The sequence below is a fragment of the Reichenbachiella sp. MALMAid0571 genome (assembly GCF_040151475.1).
Taxonomy (GTDB): domain Bacteria; phylum Bacteroidota; class Bacteroidia; order Cytophagales; family Cyclobacteriaceae; genus CAXBNB01.
Window position 1 is genome coordinate 1 of sequence record NZ_JBDKWG010000073.1, and the last position, 20,327, is coordinate 20,327.

Here is a 20,327-nt window from a genome sequence, read left to right on the forward strand (position 1 = left end):
AGTCCGGTTTAGCGCAAAAACAGGAAAAAAAACCAAAACCAAAACCGTATTCGAAAAAGGGACGATCAAAATCTAATTTTAGGTTCTGAAAATTGAATTTTTTACTCTCCTGATTATTGAAAGTCCGACAGACTCCTAGGTACATTCTTTTATTTATCAAAGCGTCAAAATCAGGATCCCAGTCTTCTTCTTCTTTTTTCTTATACTTTGAAATTTGAGCACTTAATGATTCTAAATCACCAGAAATGGTCTTTATCCTTTTCCTAAGTTTTGCAAGAGTCAAGTATTCTTCCGAGCCATAATCATAATAATTGAAATTCTCATTTATATTTTCTTCAAAACATATTATCAGATTTTTTGTGCCAGAAATGATTTTCAGGAAAGCGCTCCAAACTTCATGATATTCAGTTCTTGAAGCCTGTAAGAATAGAGGTGTAGTCAAATACACAAGAACTGCATGAATTTCCTCATCATTAATTTTTTCTTCAAGCTCTCTGAATTTCTTGTTCCATGTTCTAGGCAGTTTTTTCAATAAGTCATATTGTACAGTTTCCACTGCTCGATCTTTAGAATAACCTAGCACACCGGTTGGTAGTGCGAAATCCAATCTGCCAAAAATGTAAAGTTGTTTCTTCATTCAGTGAATACAGACTAACGTCAGTTAAAGTACAATTTATTTCTTGATATAATACAATTTTTCATCAATTCCGCTGCTTTTAAACCATCTCCCTAAAGACGTTAGCTTATGAATTCAATTCGGAAAGGGGAAAATTGATACTTTTTTACCTCAATTTTCAGCCCGAATCTCCCCAATTACCATAGATATCGTACAGCGGCTAAAAATTGTGGCATGGCTTTTTGCGTGAAAGCTTTAGGGGCCATGATTATTTGGACGCTGTTATTGTTCATTTAAATATCACGCACAGCGCGTGATATTTCCTCTATGTTTTTTTCAAATCTAATGAATTATTAATTTGATTTCTTCATTTTTACAGCACCATCTGTTTTTCATGAAACACTATTTCAAAACGAGATACTCCTTGAAATAAAAAAAAGGCAGGATTCACTGATGAATCCTACCTTTACTTTTTTCTGTTCCAGAAATATTACTTTTTGAACGGATGCTCTTTCAGCAGCTCTTCAGGAGAATAAAATCCTGTTTTATCCTTAATAGACGCCCTTACTTCTTTCACTTTGGCTGGTGTGATTACCGATGCTTTGTTGCCAAAGCTATTTCTTACATAGGTAAGAACAGCGGCCATTTTTTCATCGTCAAGCAATCCTCCGAACTGAGTCATTGGTACCTGACCGGGATATTTCTTGCCTTTCACTTCGATAGGCCCCATCAAACCCTGTAAGGTCAATTTGATCAATCGTTCCTCATCACCAACAGCCCATTCTGAACGGGAAAGTGGAGGAAAACCAGCGGCAGTCAATCCATTTCCGTCAGGTTGATGACAAGTACCACAAAATCCTTCTTCTGCATAGATCTCTTTTCCTTTTACAAATAGCTTTCTTTCATTTCCTTTCAAGTGAGTAACCACATCATCTTCCAAACTCGCTCCCACTTTATGTCCATTCAAGTGTGCTACTGCCACTTCATAAGGATTTTCCATCCAACTGTCCATAGGTTTTTTACCCACTTCCAAAACAATCGGCAACCCTGTTTCTTTGTCAAGCCATGAAGCAGCAACCAGGGCTTCCAGCCTTACACGAGGATGATCATCTTTGGCAGCCTGCATAAGCAACCCGGCCTGATCACTCAATTGGTGTCCTCCGTACCTCACTACTCTTACTGCAGCAGCACGTGCTCTGAAGTCTTTGGCCTGTAACAATTGGTTTACTAATTTTTCATCAATTTTATTAAGCCCCCATGTTACCCATAGTGCCTCCAATACATTGTGCTCATAATTGGCATCATTCTTATCAAGATTATTCACCCATTTATCCAACTTAGAAAGTACTTCAGAAGCATCCCTGCCTCTTAATTCTCTTCTTGTTCTGTATCTGGTTCTGTATTCAGGGAGTTTCAAATTATCCAACAACTCGTCTATGCTCGCACCGGCTACCTTAGCAGGTTTCACCAATGGTCGTGACGGGTAAGTAATTCTATAAACCCTGCCATGAACATGGTCACGGAATGGATCTCTTGCGTTGTGCTGCATGTGTCCGATCAACACATTGTGCCAGTCAATCAGGTACAACGATCCATCTGGAGCAAACTCCATATCTACAGGACGGAAATTTTTGTCATCTCCAACTATAAGGTCTTGTCTGTGTTTGGTTAAAAAACCGGATGTATCTTCAACCATCTGATGTTGTTTTGTACCCAAAAAACCAATGGTGTTGTTGATCAACATATCACCCTGAACATCATCAGGAAAATGACGGCTTGATATAAACTCAAGACCTGAAGTAGGCCTTACACGATGGTCTTTTTCTATGATGTTTTCCGGGCTGGACATAGACACACCATAGCGAGACTTCACAGTTCCCGGCAGCATCCAGGTAACAGAAGGCCCTGAAGTATGTGCGAAAAAGTTTTGTCCCCATTCGTCAAAAGCTATACCCCATGGATTAGGAATAGAAAGCTGAGCTGTACGTTCCAGATGGTGTCTTTGCGGGCTATATCGATAGAACCCACCATTTGTACCTCTTACAGTACCATAAGCAGTCTCTACATTGGTATGAAGGAATACTCCTTCTCCCATATAAATAGCTCCTGACGGGTCCGCACAAAATGCGCTAATGGCATGGTGCGTATCATGATCGTCAAAACCACTTAAAATTATTTCTTTAACATCTGCTTTGTCGTCACCATCAGTATCCGTCAACAATATCAGATTGGTTCCCTGGGAAACATACACTCCTTCAGGTGCAAACTCGAACCCAATAGTAAGGTGTAAACTGTCTGCAAAAATCGTTTCTTTATCTGCTTTACCATCACCATCGGTATCTTCCAGTATGATCAATTTATCGTTCGGTTTGCTGTCTCCCGGTTTGTAATGTGGGTAACTAGGCATCACTGCCACCCAAAGTCGTCCTTTGTTATCAAAAGACAACTGAACGGGATTGGCTAAATCTGTAAATTCCTCTTCGGATGCAAATAACTCTATCTTATAGCCGGGTGCTGCATGCAACTCATTCAAAGCATCGTCACCATACAGGTAATTGGGATCGCCATTTTTTCCACTTTGCTTATAATTGGTCTCTACTGGTGGGAGTGTCTTAGTTTTTTGATCTTCTTTTGCTAAATCTACTTTTTTACCCTTCAGTGCTTCCCAGATAGCTTTATCCCTTATGGCAGTCATTTGGCGGATTTTTTCAACCTCAGCAGGGTAGTTGGCTGGACCAAAAGGGTCATACCGTCTTCCGTAAGCGTGTACCCCGTTAGGGATTTTGTAATCATTGTGCCAAAACCAGTTTTTCTCATTCACTGCATTCAATACCAATTGACGGTTTTCTTCAGCCTTTGATTTTGTTTTACCAAAAACTTTATCAGCTAAAAGTGCAGCAAATTTCTTATACCCAAAATCATTCAACTGGAAGCCGTCCGCTGTTAAATCCTCTTCACTAGTGTCATACCATTCTTTAGTCGGAGCAAATGCGTCTAAAAACAATACATTATTATTCAATGCTGCCACTTCTTTCATTGCAGCAGTGTAAAGGGCTAAATTTACATTTTCCTTCTTGCCATCTGGCAAATCCATTTTTTGAGAAAGGTCTTCGAATGCAATGGGAGAAACCAAAGCTAATTTTGGAGCGGAAGTACCATTGTATTTTTGACTTAATGTGTGGTCGATAAAAGCCTGTAGTTCTCCTTTATAGTTTTCTAATCCCTCTGACCCTTCAAAAGATTCACTATATCCAAAAAACGCAACAATAATATCAGCTTCTAACATAGTAAGCCATTCGTCAGGAGTATCGAAGTGCCCTGTGCTCCCGGATTTTTCGGCTAACTCGGTCTGAAATTTTTCAGCTCCGGGAAATGCCCAGGGAGAATTCCGTGAAGAATGCGGCCTGAAACCAGGAGTATTTCCTCCGTCGCACATATTCCTGATGTAAAGCAAACTATCGGGATAGCGCAACTGCATTTCAGTTTCAAAATAACCAAAATTCATCATCCTTGACCCCAGATTATTCCCGATAAGAACTATATGAGAGTCTTTGTTGACTTTTATCGTATTGTCTGGCTCAGAGCACCCTGCGATAGCCAGTGCCATGCATAGCAACATGCAAATGTTGCCAAAGATTTTATTGTTCTTTACGTTCATAATGAGGTTGGTAAAAGATTTGGTTGTAATTAAACTTATGTAGGAATACTCCATAGCTAAAAGGTGACGGTTAACGTTTCCGCAAAAAAGAAGCCACTTTTGATTTAGTTTTTGAAAAATCCATTTCCTTAAAAATTAACATGAATGCCCTCATCAACAGATCGCTCACAGGCTTCAATAATATGCTGACAAGTGATCGCATCTTCCAAAGTGGACAATGGTGCTTCTCCATGGCGCAATACATTATCAATAAAATGTGTTGCTGTATTTTTAATAGATTCAGGATAGCAATGATAGGTCTGTGAATGAGCTCCATTTCTTTCATTGATCACCCAGTCTCTGTAACTGTAACGTGTGCTTCCTTTGGTGCCAATCACCTTGATCATACACGTCCAGGGGTCACCTGAATGGTCGTCATTGGCAAAACTGGCACACAAGTGGCTCAATGTACCATTCTGCATCACCATATTCGCCATGGCTACATTTTCCTGAGGGGCAATGGTGGCATCTACAGTGTTTTTAAAGCATGATATTATTTTAGGCTGACCTGCCAGATACAACATGGTATATGAATGATGGGTCAGAATCTGCCTGATCACACCTGGATACCTCGCCCTTATTTCATCAGAATGATGAATATTGTACATCATGTAAAACTGAGTAATATCTCCAAGCTGTCCATTTTGGATCATGGCTCTGGTTCGTTTAATACCCGTTTCGTAAATGTAATTGTGCACAGGCATGCATTTCACTCCTGCTTTTTTAACTGCTTCCTCCATTTTTGCTAATTCTGCTATGTTAGAAGCAGCTGGTTTTTCCACTAAAATATGTTTCCCGGCAGCCGCAGCACGCAATGTATATTCACAATGAGTTTCCATATTTGTCAATATGAAAACAGCATCTATCTGCGGATCATTGAACAATTCATCTTCTGAAAGGTAGGTTTTACAACCATACTTAGCTGCCTTTAGCTTTCCTTTTTCAGCAGTTCTGTTCCAAAGGCCAACAAGTTCTGCACCGGGAAGCCCATTGATGGCCTCAGCATGCAAATCTGCTACATCTCCCGATCCGAGTAATCCTATCCCTATTGTTTTCATATTTATAAAATTGGATATTCCAACACTCCTTTTTCTGCCATATCTCTAAACTCTACCAAAGAACGAAATACTCCTTCTTCAATGGTAGTCAATGGCAAGTCCTTAAATGTCTTATTGATTTTTTCGTGACTTAAATCAGACACAAATAAATTAGGATCAGCACCTTCTGCAATTGACAGTTGTGCATATTCTCCCATGTCCAGTTTTTCCGATTGTTCTTTTACGATTTGCAAAAAATCAGTGATACCAATGGTTTCTCCTTTGATGTTGAATGCACCAAAACCTTCAAAATCCTGCAATGTACAGGCAGCAAACTGTGCTCCCACATCTTCCACAAAATGATAATTTTCACGACCCTGATATGGCATTTCAAATGGCATTACTTCTCCTTTTACAGCACCCTGAGCTATTGCTTTTAAGGCGTTGGTCGGAGCAGATGTTTTTCCCCTGTCTCTTCCTTTACCATAAGTAGTGTTCAACCTCAAACAAACCGTTGGTACTTTGGAGTTGTCATGAAACAAACGGGCAAGGTGCTCTCCGGCCAACTTCCAAATCCCATAGTGGTTAGGAGGAGCCAGTTGTGCATCTTCGGTAATTCCCGGATTTGGATACATTGACCTCATGCCATAAACTGCAGCAGAACTTGCAAACACGAACTTTTTAAGATCTGGTAATTTTTCTGCCACATCAAACAAAGCCATGGTACCTCCGGTATTGATTTCCATACCCCTTACATGGTAGGCTGAACAGTCCGGGCTTTGATAAGCTCCCAAATGAATGATATGAGTAGGATTAACTCTTGTAATTACTTCTTCAATCGCATCATAATCTGCTACATCGAGTGTAACAAATTCTACTCTGGGATCTAAATCCTCTCCAAGCCACAGTTTTAATGGCTCAAGGTTTGTAGAACGAGTTGCAACTACTATTTTCTCAACTTCCGGCGATTGTAACAACTTGTAAATGGTAACGGAACCAATACACCCTGTTCCACCAGTAATAAATATCGTTGACATTAAATTTTGTTTTTGTATAAACTAATAAGTTTTGTAAAATAAATGAGCGGATGAATTAATTCATTTTCACAACTGCTTTGACATTGTTTGCCTTGATAGAATCTTCGAAAGCCTGTGAAATATCATCAAACTCATAAATATTCGTGTAGTGCTCTGCCGGAAATACACCAGTTATCATCAATTTTTGAGCAACCATATAGTCTTCTCTACATGATCCCATGGATCCCCTCATATTCAGAGAAGTTCTGGTCAGGTGTGTAGCATTAATGGCAACTTCCTTAGGATAAGTAGCAATCACACAAATATCTCCTTCTGGCCTAACCACATCGATTGCCTCCGTTAACACCTGAGGTACACCTGAACATTCAATCAATAAATCGACTTTTCCTTTGGTACCAAAAGGCACGCCATTTTGGTCTGTTACTCCTGTAGCTAATTGAGCTGTAAGTGAATTTTCCGGAGAAACGATGATCGGAATAAAACCACGCTCCGTAGCACTTTTCATACGAATGTTTCGGTCGTGCTCAATACCAGTAATGGCTACTCGTGCTCCGGCAGCTTTAGCCAACTCAGCCGACATCAAACCAATAATACCACATCCTGTAACTACTACATCCTGTCCCGGCTTGATATTGCACTTATTATGCAAAGCATTGACCACCACGGATAACGGTTCTACGAGCGCACCTTGCTCAGGAGTCAACCCTTTCATAAAAGCAACTACACGATCCGACTCCAATACTACTTTCTGGCCAAAACCACCATTTCTGTGAAAACCTATGATCTGTTTTGAAGGACATAAGTTCCACTTGGCTACACTACATGCAGGGCAATCTTCATCCTGACATCCCAACATAGCCAACGGAGTAAATATATCACCTACTTTCAGATCGCCATGATCGCCGGGCCCTAACTCCAATACTTCAGCACTAAACTCGTGACCAATTACTCTTGGCCTTTCTACCCAATCAAAATTGGATTTTCCCAGCGAAGCACTGTTATCAGAACCACAAATACCGGTATATAAAGTTTTCGCCAATATCTCCCCTTCTTTCAATGCAGGTATTTCCATGTCTATCACCGACGTATTGCGCATAAGCGCTCCCTCTGAATTGGGAGTGATTTTTTCCCTTCCATGAAGACAAAAGCCTTTTATTGATTCACTCATTGTATCTTTATTTATTTTTTATTTTTCTAATTCGCTGTATAAACTATCTCTCCCCTACCATTTCACACCAGTATCTTTCCAGCTTTTGTCTGCTGCAGAATTCAACACAGCTTCACAAACTTTTTGAGTTTCTTGCGCTTCTTTGAATGTAGGAGAGCATGGTTTTCCTGTTTCCAGGCTTTTCAGAAAATCAGCAGCCTGATGAACAAATGTATGCTCATATCCTATGGACAAACCGGGCACCCACCACTTATCCATATAAGGATGGTCTCCATCTGTTACATGAATAGACCTCCAACCACGAACTTCAGATTCATCTGCATGGTCAAAAAATTCCAAACGATTGAGGTCATGCAAATCCCAACGGATTGAAGCATGCTCACCATTTATTTCAAATGTATAAAGTGCCTTGTGTCCACGTGCATATCTGGTAGATTCAAACAATCCCAGAGATCCATTATCGAAATGACAATGAAATAAACATGCATCGTCGATACCTACTTTCTGTACTTCGCCCGTACCTGTATGTACTCTTTCTTTGATGAAAGTCTCAGTCATGGCCGACACATCCTTTATGCCTCCATTCAACCACATAGCAGTATCAATACAATGTGCCAGCAGGTCTCCTGTAACTCCAGACCCGGCAGCATCGTTATCCAATCTCCATAATGCCTCCCCTCCTTGTGGAAGTTCAGGGCTTATTGTCCAATCTTGAAGGAAATTTGCTCTATAGTGAAATATTTTACCAAGTTTTCCCGAATCAATTATTTTCTTGGCAAGTGTTACAGCAGGTACTCTCCTGTAGTTATACCACACGGTATTTTTAACTCCTGCTTTTTCCACAGCATCGACCATAGGTTGCGCTTCTGCAACTGTACGGGCAAGTGGTTTTTCACAAAGTATCATTTTACCAGCCTCTGCTGCTGCTATGGCTATCTCCGCATGCATATTGTTGGGAGTACAGATGTCTATGGCATCAATATCCTTACGGGCGATCATTGCTTTCCAGTCCGTTTCCACAGACTCATAGCCCCACTGATCTGCAAAAGCCTGCACCCTCTCTTTATTTCTGGCACAAACAGCTTTTAACACTGGACGCCACTCCAGTTCCGGGAAAAAATCTCCTACTCTTTTGTATGCATTTGAATGCGTACGTCCCATAAATCCGTACCCAATCAAACCTATTCTTAACTCTTTTTTGTTTGACATGTTTCCAAAATCTTATTTGTACAATTGTTTTTTTATTAAAAGGTAAAGTCCTTTCATACAGAATACTTTACCTTTCACATAGTGTTATTATTTATTCGGCTTCATACCACCCATGCTGCTGACGCACTTTGATCATGGTTGCCAATATATCATTCCATGTTTGCTGCTGCATCATTACATCGTTAGGAAACATACATCCGTCCCAGCATATATGCTTGAATGCTTTGGTAAGGCTACCATCTTCATTTCTCAACCAATACCCTGCATCATTGGCAATGTCCAGCTTTCCGTTTGGATCGTTTGCCAAACAGTGTCTTCCTGTTTTGTCATGAGATCCGGATCCAAATACAGTTCCATCATTTTGAGCTACATGGAAATCTGTTGTCCATGGCCTCAAAGCTGCGGTCAGTTTTTTCAGACCTGCTATGAAAGTCTCTCTGTCTTCCCATTTGAAGTCTTCGGGTAAAATTCTTTCATCCGGTTTATTATAACCTAACATATATAGAAGTGTATGAGCCATATCTGCCTGAAAACCTATATTTGGCCTGTCCACAGCTTCCAGAGTCTCTACCATAGTTTTCCATCCATGCATTCCTCCCCAGCAAATCTCTCCTTCAGCAGCCAGAGATTCACCAAAATCTGCTGCAACATCGCATGCCTCACGAAATGTCTGAGCGATTAATTTTGTATTTCCAACCGGATCGGCTGCCCAACTTGCCGGATCTACTGAAGAGTCAATTCTGATCAAACCATTAGGACGAACCCCCAATTCACGCAACTTTTTGGCTATCCTGCATGATTTGCGCACCTGAGTCACAAACTGAGCTCTTTCTTCTTTGGATCCCATAGCAGAACCACCGCCTGTTGGAGTCCATACAGGAGCTACAAGACTGCCAATATTAAGGTTTCTTGACTGAGCTTTATCTGCCATCTCTTTGATGGCATCATCAGAAGCATCAATATCCATATGTGGATCAAATAAAAATAAATCGAAACCATCAAACTTAACACCATCTACTTCTGCTTTTGCAGTAAGATCAATCATAGTATCTATAGAAATGGGTGGCTCTGAGTCTGGTCCTTTACCCACTACACCGGGCCATGAAGCGTTGTGAAGTTTAGGATAATTATTTTCTTGCATAGTTTTTATAGTTTATTGTTTTTTAAATATTTCACCTGGCATAATGACTGATTTCCACCCTGCGAGATCAGATGGTTTTACATTTGCCTTATAGCCACTAAAATTAAAAGTTGTTGGTTTATATTCCCCAACAAATTCAATATTATTCTCCGATTTGATATGATCTTCCATTTTTAAGCCCCAAAAGCAGGCATTAACAAGCATTCTTCGGAAGCCATCACTTAGAATATCTTCAGAAGCACCATGCGTAGTAGTAAACGCCCTGCCTGTTGCACCCGACTCCAGTTGATAATCTCGTACCCAGGCGACAGGAAGTTCTTCTTTGGTATTATCTGGTTCAGCATCAGGAGTCATTCCGTTCAACACCCTTCCTCTTGCCAAAATCTTTAAGTTTTCTCCTTGAGGGTAAGCATTGTAACCTCCACATTGTGCCCAGGCATCTTTCACTCCTCTCATTATTGGATGCTCTTTATTTTCTTCTTCGACAAGTACCAAAGATGCTTGTTCATGGTTTTTTCCATAATGTCCAACCCAGGTTTCTCCCAATATCAGTTCCCCAAACCCTCCATGCCATTCTTCTTTTGATCCTTCATATCGATAATCATAGTGCTCCCAATTGACATTATCTTTATTCCGAAATGCGTGAGTAGCAGTCCTTAAGCCTACTACCCCACCTCCACGCCGGATATAATCATCAATATGTTGCATCTGTTCATCTGAGAAATTTGCAAAACGGGTAAAAATGACCATAAGGTCTGCATTCTTAAGTACTTCCAGTCCCTTGATGTCAGAACTGCCAGGATAGATATTGCCTTCATCATCCAATGCCCATATTACCGTACAGGTGAACCCATATCGACTGGCAAGAATTCTTGCCAAAGCAGGCAAAGTTTCTTCTCCTCTGTATTCATGATCGGTAGAAATAAATACAATGTTCTTTCCTTTTCCGATACCTTTTGTACCGTTATATACCACACGATACTTATCCGCATCGTCTCTCTTTTGGGAATGCCTTTGCTCAGAATCCTCAGCTATTTTAGATTCTCTTATCGTAGCACTGAAATTTGAGTATGAATCGAGATTGAAATACCCTGCTACCTGATTTGTTTGAGATGCACAAGAAAAAACCAGTAAAACAATACTGAGGTTTAATATAACTTTTAGTGCATTCACCATAAATCCTAAATAGTTTGAATAGTTGACTTTAAATAGTTCTACAAATCTAAAATGCATTCGAACTCAATATTTCCTATATTTTACTAAAGTGTGATACTTTTTTGTCTTAATTTGTATTGAATATCAAAAAATGTGAAAATCTATGCGTGCTCCGAATATAGAAAAAACACTTACACCTAAGGAAACTTTTGTATTCAAAGACTTAACCGGCTCATTTTTCAACCCAAAATGGCACTTCCACCCGGAGTTCCAAATATCATACATAGTAGAGGGCAAAGGCACCAGATTTGTAGGAGATCATGTACAAACATTTGAAGAAGGAGACCTGACATTGACGGGCCCCAACCTGCCGCACTTGTGGAGAAGTGATGAAATATACTTTGAAAAAGATAGTAAACTAAAAACAAGGGGACTTGTTATTTATTTCGATCATGAACTTCTCAGCAATTCTCTACTGGAAAAAGAAGAATTTTATAATGTAAACAAATTGGTAGAGAGCTGTGTGAGGGGCATGGAATTTCTTGGAGAAACCAGAACCAAAATCAGTAAAATGATGCTGGAAATAGTTGAAGAAAAAGGATTCAGAAGAATAATCAAATTACTTGAAATAATAGATATACTGGCAAATAGTGAAGATTACAACCTGCTCGCCAGCCCCGGCTATTCCAATGTTTTTAAAGGGGAAGATGTGGAAAAAATGAGGATGGTATATGAATACACTATGAGCCATTTTAAATCCAAAATAGCATTGGATGAAATTGCAGGAATGCTCAACATGACAGCCACCTCCTTTTGCCGATATTTTAAACCAAGAGCAAACAAAACCTTTTCACGTTTTGTAAATGAAATAAGAGTAGGGCATGCCAGAAAGCTTTTACTGGAAGATAACTTTAATATCTCCCAGATCAGTTATGAATGTGGGTTTGTTACGCTTTCCAATTTCAATAGGCAATTTAAAGCCATCACCAAAATGAGCCCACATGAATACCGCAAGCTTTTTCTAAATATTCAAACCAGTATTGTATAGACACGTTTTTTTGTTAAAACACCCTAAACAAAGATTATTTTGCCTCTAACAAAAATTACTATTAACAAACAAGATTCTGAATAAAAAGCTGAAATTACTCCTACTGAGTAGTAATACCACTCAGAATATTTTTCAATAAAGACATCTCATAAAGACAAAAAAGTATCACTCTTTAGTAAGATAAAGGGACTATGAAATTTTTATTCAATTTAATTTTGTGAGATGTCTATTTCAATATAGCACACTTTGTCACGCTTATCCAATGCTCTCAAAAGACTATATATTTAAGTATTACATTCTGTATTCAAATAAGACAATCATAAATTAATTATGACAATTACAAAAAAGAGATTAAACTTATAAGTTAATTTTAAAATCAACTTATCAATTCACAAAACTATTTATCTAATGGAAAACACAAACAATCTATCAGGGTCTAATGCAAACAGGCTTTTTTATGGCAGTTGCTTTGCGCTGGTCACAACCGCCTTCTCTTTTAGTATCAGGGCAGGTATTCTCCCCCAACTTGGAACTGAACTTAATTTATCTGCTGAACAATTAGGTTTTATAAACTCCATGTGGTTTTTAGGATTTCCTATTTCCATGGTTGTTGGTGGATTAGTCTATCACACAGTTGGAGGTAAAAAAATCATGCAGTTTGCATTCTTCGCCCATGCAGTTGGAATACTTTTAACTATTTATTCAGGAAGTTATATAGGCTTACTGATCTCTACGCTTCTTATTGGACTTGGAAATGGATGTACAGAAGCTGCATGTAATCCAATGATTGCGGATGCTTACCAAGGCAATACTATGAGCAAGATGATGAACCGGTTTCACATGTGGTTTCCGGGAGGTATCGTAATCGGTGCGCTGGTATCTGAATTCCTTACTGGTGCAGGTTTTGGATGGGAAACTCAGATATGGGTGATTATGATTCCAACATTGGTTTATGCCTATTTGTTCTTTGGGCAAGACTGGCCTAAAGCAAAAGTTGAAGAAGCTGCTACGCTTTCTGGTAACGTTAAAGCCATGATTTCTCCATTGTTTATTTTCATGTTTGTATGTATGGCTCTTACTGCTATTACAGAATTTGGACCACAACAATGGGTAGGTATTATCCTTGCAAAAAGTGGTGCCAAGCCTATGATCATTTTGGCACTTGTAACAGGACTAATGGCCATAGCAAGGTATTTTGGAGGAGAAATAGTACACAAATTCGATCAAACCGGGGTATTGCTTGGCTCAGCCATTTTAGCGACAATAGGAGTTTACCTGTTTAGCACACAAACAGGAGCAATGGCTTATGTTGCTGCCGTTTTCTTTGCATTAGGTGTTGCTTACTTCTGGCCCAACATGGTTGGCTTTATAGCTGATAAAATTCCACAAAGTGGTGCATTGGGTATGTCTATCATTGGTGCTGTGGGCATGTTCTCATCATCAATATTTCAACCAATTATAGGGGGTTGGATAGATTCTGACAAAGCTGCTGCTGCTGCAAGAGGACTTACAGGAGAAGAATTAGAATTAGTTTCAGGACAAGCTACACTTGGAACAATGGTCACTTTTCCGGCTATACTAATTGTATTGTTTACAATACTTTTATTTTGGGTAAAAAAGATAAAAGCTGATACTGCTGCTGGTTGATTTCTCAATCAAAGAAAGCTTCAAAATAATTAAAACAATTTTAGCCGGATTCAAACTCCGGCTAAATTTAAAAAATATTGAACAATGAAAATTGGAATGAACATGTTGCTCTGGACTAATCATGTCACAGAAGAACACTACGGGATTGTTGATGAAATAAAAAAAACCGGATACGACGGTATAGAATTATTCTTAGGCGAAGGAGATGAAAAGCTTTACTCAAGCCTGGGCAGTCATTTTAGCAACATCAATATGGGTGTAACATGTGTGGCATCACTAGCTCCGGACGAAAATATAGCCAGCCCTGATTCTAAAGTAAGAGCAGCAGGATTCGACAAACTGAAATGGTCTATAGATATGGGAGCAGCACTCAATGCCGAAGTAATATGTGGCCCTTTCCATTCTTCGTTTGCACACTTCACACGTCAGCCTCCTACCAGAGAGGAAAGGCAGTGGAGTATCGAAATGCTGCAAAAAGCAGCTGAGTATGCAGCACCTACAGGAATTATACTTGCTCCTGAGGCACTGAATCGCTTTGAGTGCTATCTATACAATACAATGGCTGATCTCTCTACGTTGGTAGAGCAGGTAAATCATCCAAGCCTGGGAGCCATGTACGATACACACCATGCCAACATTGAAGAAAAAAATCAGGGAGCAGCAATAAAATGCATTGCCCCACATTTGAAACATGTTCATATCAGTGAAAATGACAGAGGAACCCCCGGAAAGGGACCAATCAATTGGGATGAAGTATTTAAAACATTGAAAGAAGTCAAGTATGATGGCTGGTTGACCATTGAAGCATTTAGTACGGTAATTCCCGAGTTTGCCAATGCTATCAATGTTTGGAGAGATTTTTCGCCAGCAGATGAAATTTACAAAGAAGGATTGAAATTCATCCAACAACAATTAAGCAATTGAACAATACGATAAGCGTATTGTAAATATATTTTTTTTAAAAGAAGAGGCGGTCTCAAAAGAGTAAAACAGTTGCCGGACTTGTTCCGGCATCCCTTTGAAACCGCAGCACTACCTTCTTCCAGAACAGATCCCGGAATGAATCTGGGAATTATCTGACTTTTGAGATAGTCTCTTCTTTTTTCACTCAAAAGGAATAATAAATATTCCTATAAACTTTAGAACCAGAAATGGTTAACAAAAAAAGTAAATCCAACAGTTCTATTATGAAAAATTTCATCTATTTAAGCCTATTCTTGATTCTATTGGCATGTAGCCAAAAACCAAAAGAAACCAGTCAGGAAACTACTCCGGTCTCTAACAATGACAATAAACCAGTACAATGGCTAACATTTGGAGCAACTGAAAACAATGGCAAACACATTGTATTTATAACCGGAGACGAAGAATACCGATCAGAAGAAGGATTGTCTCAGATGGCTAAAATCATGTCCACCAGACACGGATTTAAATCCACAGTTCTCTATGCTCAAGAGCCGGACAAACCTGGAGTAATCAACCCAAATTACACCAGAAATATACCAGGACTGGAAAGCCTGAAAACAGCTGATATGGTAGTAATTCTCACCAGATTTCGTGCTTTGCCCCATGAACAAATGCTACTGATCGACAACTACTTGAAAAGTGGAAAACCAATATTGGGTCTGCGTACTGCCACACACGCTTTTAATTTTGGTAAGAATGATTCCACATCCCAATGGAAACATTACGGAAACGGGTATAATGGAGACAAAGAAGAATGGAAAGGTGGCTTTGGCAGATTTATATTGGGTGAAAAATGGATATCGCACCATGGACATCATAAACACCAAAGCACCAAAGGTTTTTTTGCTCCCGGGGCTGATAATCACCCTATCTTAAATGGCATAAAAGATGGTGAAATATGGGGTTCAACTGATGTTTACGGAGTAAGATTACCTCTTCCGGGCGATTCGCAACCGATTGTACTAGGACAGGTAACAAACAGAAAAGGTGAGTACAATGAAAACGATATTTTCTATGGTATGAGCGCATCGGACAATGAAGCCGCTACTACCAACAAAAAAGGAGAAAAACTAAATGATCCAATGATGCCAGTAGCATGGACCAAAAGCTACCAGTTGCCGGGAGGTAAAAAAGGAAAAGCTTTTACTACTACTCTTGGCGCTTCGTCCGATTTACTTTCTGAGAGCCTGAGACGAATGGTGGTAAATGGGATTTACTGGGCAATGGATTTGCCTGTACCAGAAAATGCAGATGTCGCTCTTGTGGGCATCTACAATCCATCTCAATACGGATTCCAGAAAGATGCCTTTTGGATAGAAAAAAATATGAAAGTTTCTGATTTCAAGTAAAATTTAATTAATCGGCACAAAAAAAATCCACTGAGAAAAATTTCCAGTGGATTTTTTTATCCTTTCAATTACACTTGCTCTGCCACCAACTCAGCAGCCAGTGGAAAATCGATCTCAAAGCCGGCAATGTTATGGATATAGTTGCTGATGGTTTTATCACCCACCACAATTACTACATCTATCAGGTTGGCTTCAGAATATCCCGCTGCAAAAAAGGCTTCTTTAGACTCTGAAGTAGCACTTCCACGATTGGTCGTCACCGAATGGGTAAACTTTACCAAGGCATCAAGCTTGTCATCAAAAGAAGCCGATCCTCCTCTTATTTCCAATACTTGATCTTCGGTAAATCCGTTCATTTTTCCCAACACTGTATGGGCAGATTGGCAATAGCGACAGTCATTAATTTGACTAACCACCAAGTTTACTGCTTCTCTCTCTTTGGCTTTCAGTGTTGATTTGCGATTTTGAAGAGCTAAGTAATCTGCCAATGCGGTATCATTTTTAGCATAATAGGCATATAGGTTCGGCACAAACCCGAGTCCTTTTTCTAAATTGTCAAAAATTCCCTGATTGCTTTCTGATACTTCTGCTCTTGATGGCACTTTAAATTTTTCCATTGTTTTTATTTTAATACTTGAATAATTAATTAACAATGCAAAGCTGATGCAATATGACAGTGGAATGTTAGGCAGTCATTCCCTTTGAGTTGGCAATTGTTCCCGATTATTGATTTTTCCTGAAATCTAAAGGAGAAAGCCCTTCCTGAGTTTTGAAAAACCTACTGAAAGCCTGAACATCAGCAAATCCAATTTCATACCCTATTGCTGAAATACTCTTATCAGTGTACCGCAACAACCGACGTGCCTCAAGCAGTAGCCTTTCATGGATAAACTGTAGAGGTGTTTTATCACTCATTTTCTTAAACACATTGGATAGGGTCTTAGGGGATTTATGTACCAAATCGGCATAGTCGGCTACATTGTGTTTTTGCCTAAAATGTATCTCCACCAGAAAATTAAACTCCCTAATGATATCTACATTGACTTTGGTAATGTCCTGATAGCTTCTCTGAACTTTATAGATTCTTGTACATAGGATCAGAATTCGTTTCAACAACATCTGCAGCATTTCCAACTGCAAATTATCTGTGGATTTCATTTCCATACACAGTACTTTCCAAGCAGCCTTGAAAACCTCCACGTCATCTTCATTGGGATGTATGTACGATAAATCAGAAGCTCCATAGTACAAAATGCCTTTACAACCAATCTCCGAATCATGGTCTAGGATGCAATAAAATGGACGGTTAAAACGAAGCAGCTTCAATCCATTGATTTGTCTCACTTCTACTTTGTGAAACTCTGTAAGAAATAATATATCATCTTGATTGAAAGTCCACTCGATCGAATCGACCTTCAAAACATTATTGTCAGACACAAACCATATCAATGAAAGTTCGCTTTTCCTTGACAAAGCAATCAAACTGCTGTTCTCCTGATTTATGTCTGTGACCTCAAAATACTCCCCATTACTACCTTCGTATTTCATTGTGTTCCTTTTTCAATTGGCTCGATGAAATAACAATACAATTTTGAAGGCAATAAAGTGCCATTTTTTTTGATTTGAAGTAAAAAATCAGCTTTTACTCCTTTGGCATTGGCAAATGATGTTGCCTGAGAAATGAAAGCTTGTCCCAGTAGCCACGCTGGAATTTGATTTTTCCATCAATCACATGAAAAAAGCCACAACCCCTCAGTCCTAACGGATCTTTCCATTCAAGCATTGCCCATTCTCCATCCTCAAATAGATTTTCGATAATACAAACCATGTCCGCTATTGCAAACTCTCTTTCAAACATTTCCTGAATGGCAGGCCTTCCTTCTAAAGGATCACTGTTCACCTGATGGTTGACCGCATCTTCATGATAATAAGCCGCAAGTTGCTCTGCATTTGCTTCGTTGAATGTTTCTACCCATTTGCTTACCAATTCTTTTGGTGTCATTTCTTATTATTATTTTTTTATAAAACTGTCTCATTTTATTTCCAGAATGGTTCCGGCAATATACCGTGTTCCTCTTTCTTTGTTGAAGTAATAAGTGACCAATACACGGTTTTCGTCCAATTGCACAGGCCAGGTATATCCTATATCTGAATTATCTCCATCATCTCTCAGTACAATCTCTGGGGCAGTAGCAAAATCTGTACATTCAGCATTCAAAATCCTGGCCCTGATTCCGAATGGTGCATGACGGTATCCGTAGGTAAGCAGTACACGATTGTCGGGCAGCCGCAAGACGTTTAAGGGATGTCCTTGAAACCCCATCTGCTCCCACTTAAAGCTTTTCCCTCCATCGGTTGACCGTGCGATACAGGCCTGATCATCCATTCCGGCTGTTCTCAAAAAACCCACCAGGTCTCCCTTTGGCGTTTCATAGATCGATGCTTCATTAAAAGACACCTTTTCATCAGCAGCTACCACACCCGAATATTCCCACGTGAGTCCTTTATCGCCAGACACCAACAAATGATTGGATGTTTTTTTAGGGCTTAGGTTATCTGTAGCCGCTACTATCCAGTATATTTTTCCATTTCTCCCTTCATAAAGCGCACCCCGGTTATAAGCCGGAACCGGATTTCCCATAGCATTAAAATGCACTTCGGGCTCAATATGCGGAGGATAAATCGGGTCTTCCCAGGATTGTCCACCATCAGTAGATCGCACAATATATCCACCCAAAAATATTGCTCCTTTTCCTGCATCAAAAAACGGCTTTTTTAGATTCTCTATACCCTCCGGACGCACAAAAGCCCAACCATAACTCGCACACAATATTGTACCGTCTTTTAATTGAAATAGGCATGGATCCTGCGATCCGCCAAAAGGATGCGCATAAATCAACTCTGGATTTTTAGTCCAATTTTCTCCATCCTTTGAACGCACCGCTACCAAATAGCTATTAGCATCAGTGTGATTAGAACCCTTTTCGCTAAATACTTTTCGGTCTGGTGCCCGTCTAAACGCCACATACAATTCGCCATTTGGTAGTTTGATTACTGAAGGAAAAGAAGAATAAAACTGATCGTCTTTGTAGATCACTACGTCTTTTATCTTTTTAATCCCGGAAGAGTAAGCCTGTCCTTTCTTTTCTTTCTCATCTTTTGTTTTTTCACAATATCCATTTATACAAAAAATAAAGGACAATAAGGTTGTCAAAAGTATATGCTTCATCATTATGGTGTTTTTAATATTCTCGAATAATAATAGTACCGGCAACTACCAGAATAATCCCCAGAATTTTCATGTAGTTAATAGGATTCTGTTGTGCCACCAATACATTGAAATGTTCCATAAGTACGGAAATAATCATCTGTCCGGCTACCACCAACCCAAAAGTAAGCCCCGGACCCAACTTAGGAAATGCCAAAATGATGACTGTGACATAAAATGCACCCATTAAACCGCCAATCCAAACGTAATTAGGAACTTCTTTTATAGCTGACCAGGCAACTGTCTGGCGGGTAAAAACAATATATGCCAGCAATCCAACAGTACCAACCAGAAAAGAAAACATAGAAGCATAAACCGGGCTCTCTACCACTTTACCCAATTTAGTGTTTAATCCTGCCTGAACCGGCAAAAATGCTCCGGCCAATAAGGCCATTATAATCCAAAAAAACTTATCCATACTTTCTAAATGGTAATTAATTGTACTGCAAAAATGCGTAGAGCTACAACCAGCATAAGACTTGAGCTTCTATTGGAAAATTAGCTGAAAGTTGAATAAAACAAGACTTATAGTCCGTTTTTTATTAAGTTTTGAGTTAATTGGATTGAGCAATGGTAAAATGAAAAATGAATATGGTATTTAAATTAACCTGAGTTCGATTCTAAAATTATTCAAAAACTCGTCATTCAGAGGCTTTTGGGCTGGGCTTTGCGTTGAAAGCCCTACCTGATCAGTAGACAGGCGTGAGAATCTCTTACTCATAGGGACTCTCACGTCGCTTCCTACCACACTTTCCAATAAAAGCTCCTCTGAGTGACGGTTACGAGTTTTTTTTCGGTAATATTAATCGAACTCAGGTTAAATTATATCTTTAAACAAATCCTTACTAACCTAGGAGTCTGTCGGACTTTCAATAATCAGGAGAGTAAAAAATTCAATTTTCAGAACCTAAAATTAGATTTTGATCGTCCCTTTTTCGAATACGGTTTTGGTTTTGGTTTTTTTTCCTGTTTTTGCGCTAAACCGGACT

Annotated in this window: 17 protein-coding genes; 4 read left to right on the top strand and 13 right to left on the bottom strand. The window is 39.4% G+C overall.

From position 1 onward, the window contains the following. From AAOP42_RS01420 to AAOP42_RS01455, 8 genes are all read right to left on the bottom strand, one after another. On the bottom strand, nt 1-637 hold a 637-nt coding region (locus AAOP42_RS01420), incomplete at its 3' end, for a hypothetical protein (RefSeq protein WP_349526667.1). 469 nt (nt 638-1,106) lie between these two features. Further along, nucleotides 1,107-4,223 (bottom strand): PVC-type heme-binding CxxCH protein, encoded by a 3,117-nt coding sequence (locus AAOP42_RS01425; RefSeq protein WP_502947636.1) that lies wholly within the window; start codon nt 4,221-4,223, stop codon nt 1,107-1,109. A 179-nt stretch (nt 4,224-4,402) separates the two neighbouring features. Next, nucleotides 4,403-5,371 carry a Gfo/Idh/MocA family protein gene (locus AAOP42_RS01430; RefSeq protein ID WP_349526668.1) on the bottom strand — a complete coding sequence of 323 codons (969 nt, stop codon included), beginning with the start codon at nt 5,369-5,371 and terminating at the stop codon, nt 4,403-4,405. 2 nt (nt 5,372-5,373) lie between these two features. Further along, a complete protein-coding gene (locus AAOP42_RS01435) occupies nt 5,374-6,387 on the bottom strand; it encodes an NAD-dependent epimerase/dehydratase family protein (RefSeq protein WP_349526669.1) in 1,014 nt (337 codons plus the stop codon). Nucleotides 6,388-6,442: 55 nt separating this feature from the next. Continuing rightward, nucleotides 6,443-7,555, bottom strand: a complete 1,113-nt coding sequence (locus AAOP42_RS01440; protein WP_349526670.1) for a zinc-dependent alcohol dehydrogenase — start codon at nt 7,553-7,555, stop codon at nt 6,443-6,445. A 54-nt stretch (nt 7,556-7,609) separates the two neighbouring features. Then, nucleotides 7,610-8,764, bottom strand: a complete 1,155-nt coding sequence (locus AAOP42_RS01445) for a Gfo/Idh/MocA family protein (RefSeq protein WP_349526671.1) — start codon at nt 8,762-8,764, stop codon at nt 7,610-7,612. A 91-nt stretch (nt 8,765-8,855) separates the two neighbouring features. Then, nucleotides 8,856-9,905 (bottom strand): sugar phosphate isomerase/epimerase family protein, encoded by a 1,050-nt coding sequence (locus tag AAOP42_RS01450; RefSeq protein WP_349526672.1) that lies wholly within the window; start codon nt 9,903-9,905, stop codon nt 8,856-8,858. Between the two features lie 12 nt (nt 9,906-9,917). Beyond that, nucleotides 9,918-11,138 (bottom strand): ThuA domain-containing protein, encoded by a 1,221-nt coding sequence (locus tag AAOP42_RS01455; protein ID WP_349526673.1) that lies wholly within the window; start codon nt 11,136-11,138, stop codon nt 9,918-9,920. Between the two features lie 85 nt (nt 11,139-11,223). Between AAOP42_RS01455 and AAOP42_RS01460 the strand changes: the two genes are divergently transcribed. From AAOP42_RS01460 to AAOP42_RS01475, 4 genes are all read left to right on the top strand, one after another. Beyond that, nucleotides 11,224-12,108 (top strand): AraC family transcriptional regulator, encoded by an 885-nt coding sequence (locus tag AAOP42_RS01460; protein ID WP_349526674.1) that lies wholly within the window; start codon nt 11,224-11,226, stop codon nt 12,106-12,108. A 408-nt stretch (nt 12,109-12,516) separates the two neighbouring features. Further along, nucleotides 12,517-13,755 carry an MFS transporter gene (locus AAOP42_RS01465; protein ID WP_349526675.1) on the top strand — a complete coding sequence of 413 codons (1,239 nt, stop codon included), beginning with the start codon at nt 12,517-12,519 and terminating at the stop codon, nt 13,753-13,755. An 84-nt stretch (nt 13,756-13,839) separates the two neighbouring features. Then, a complete protein-coding gene (locus AAOP42_RS01470; RefSeq protein WP_349526676.1) occupies nt 13,840-14,679 on the top strand; it encodes a sugar phosphate isomerase/epimerase family protein in 840 nt (279 codons plus the stop codon). Nucleotides 14,680-14,942: 263 nt separating this feature from the next. Beyond that, nucleotides 14,943-16,070, top strand: coding sequence for a ThuA domain-containing protein (locus AAOP42_RS01475; protein WP_349526677.1), 1,128 nt, complete (start codon nt 14,943-14,945; stop codon nt 16,068-16,070). 68 nt (nt 16,071-16,138) lie between these two features. Here AAOP42_RS01475 and AAOP42_RS01480 read toward each other — a convergent pair whose 3' ends face one another. From AAOP42_RS01480 to AAOP42_RS01500, 5 genes are all read right to left on the bottom strand, one after another. Beyond that, nucleotides 16,139-16,687: a carboxymuconolactone decarboxylase family protein gene (locus tag AAOP42_RS01480; protein WP_349526678.1), complete on the bottom strand. Its 549-nt coding sequence runs from the start codon at nt 16,685-16,687 to the stop codon at nt 16,139-16,141. 106 nt (nt 16,688-16,793) lie between these two features. Further along, nucleotides 16,794-17,618 carry a helix-turn-helix domain-containing protein gene (locus tag AAOP42_RS01485; protein ID WP_349526679.1) on the bottom strand — a complete coding sequence of 275 codons (825 nt, stop codon included), beginning with the start codon at nt 17,616-17,618 and terminating at the stop codon, nt 16,794-16,796. A 94-nt stretch (nt 17,619-17,712) separates the two neighbouring features. Beyond that, a complete protein-coding gene (locus AAOP42_RS01490) occupies nt 17,713-18,072 on the bottom strand; it encodes a nuclear transport factor 2 family protein (protein WP_349526680.1) in 360 nt (119 codons plus the stop codon). A 30-nt stretch (nt 18,073-18,102) separates the two neighbouring features. Then, nucleotides 18,103-19,302 (bottom strand): sialidase family protein, encoded by a 1,200-nt coding sequence (locus AAOP42_RS01495; RefSeq protein ID WP_349526681.1) that lies wholly within the window; start codon nt 19,300-19,302, stop codon nt 18,103-18,105. Nucleotides 19,303-19,312: 10 nt separating this feature from the next. Next, nucleotides 19,313-19,756: a DMT family transporter gene (locus tag AAOP42_RS01500; protein ID WP_349526682.1), complete on the bottom strand. Its 444-nt coding sequence runs from the start codon at nt 19,754-19,756 to the stop codon at nt 19,313-19,315. Between the last annotated feature and the right edge of the window lie 571 nt (nt 19,757-20,327).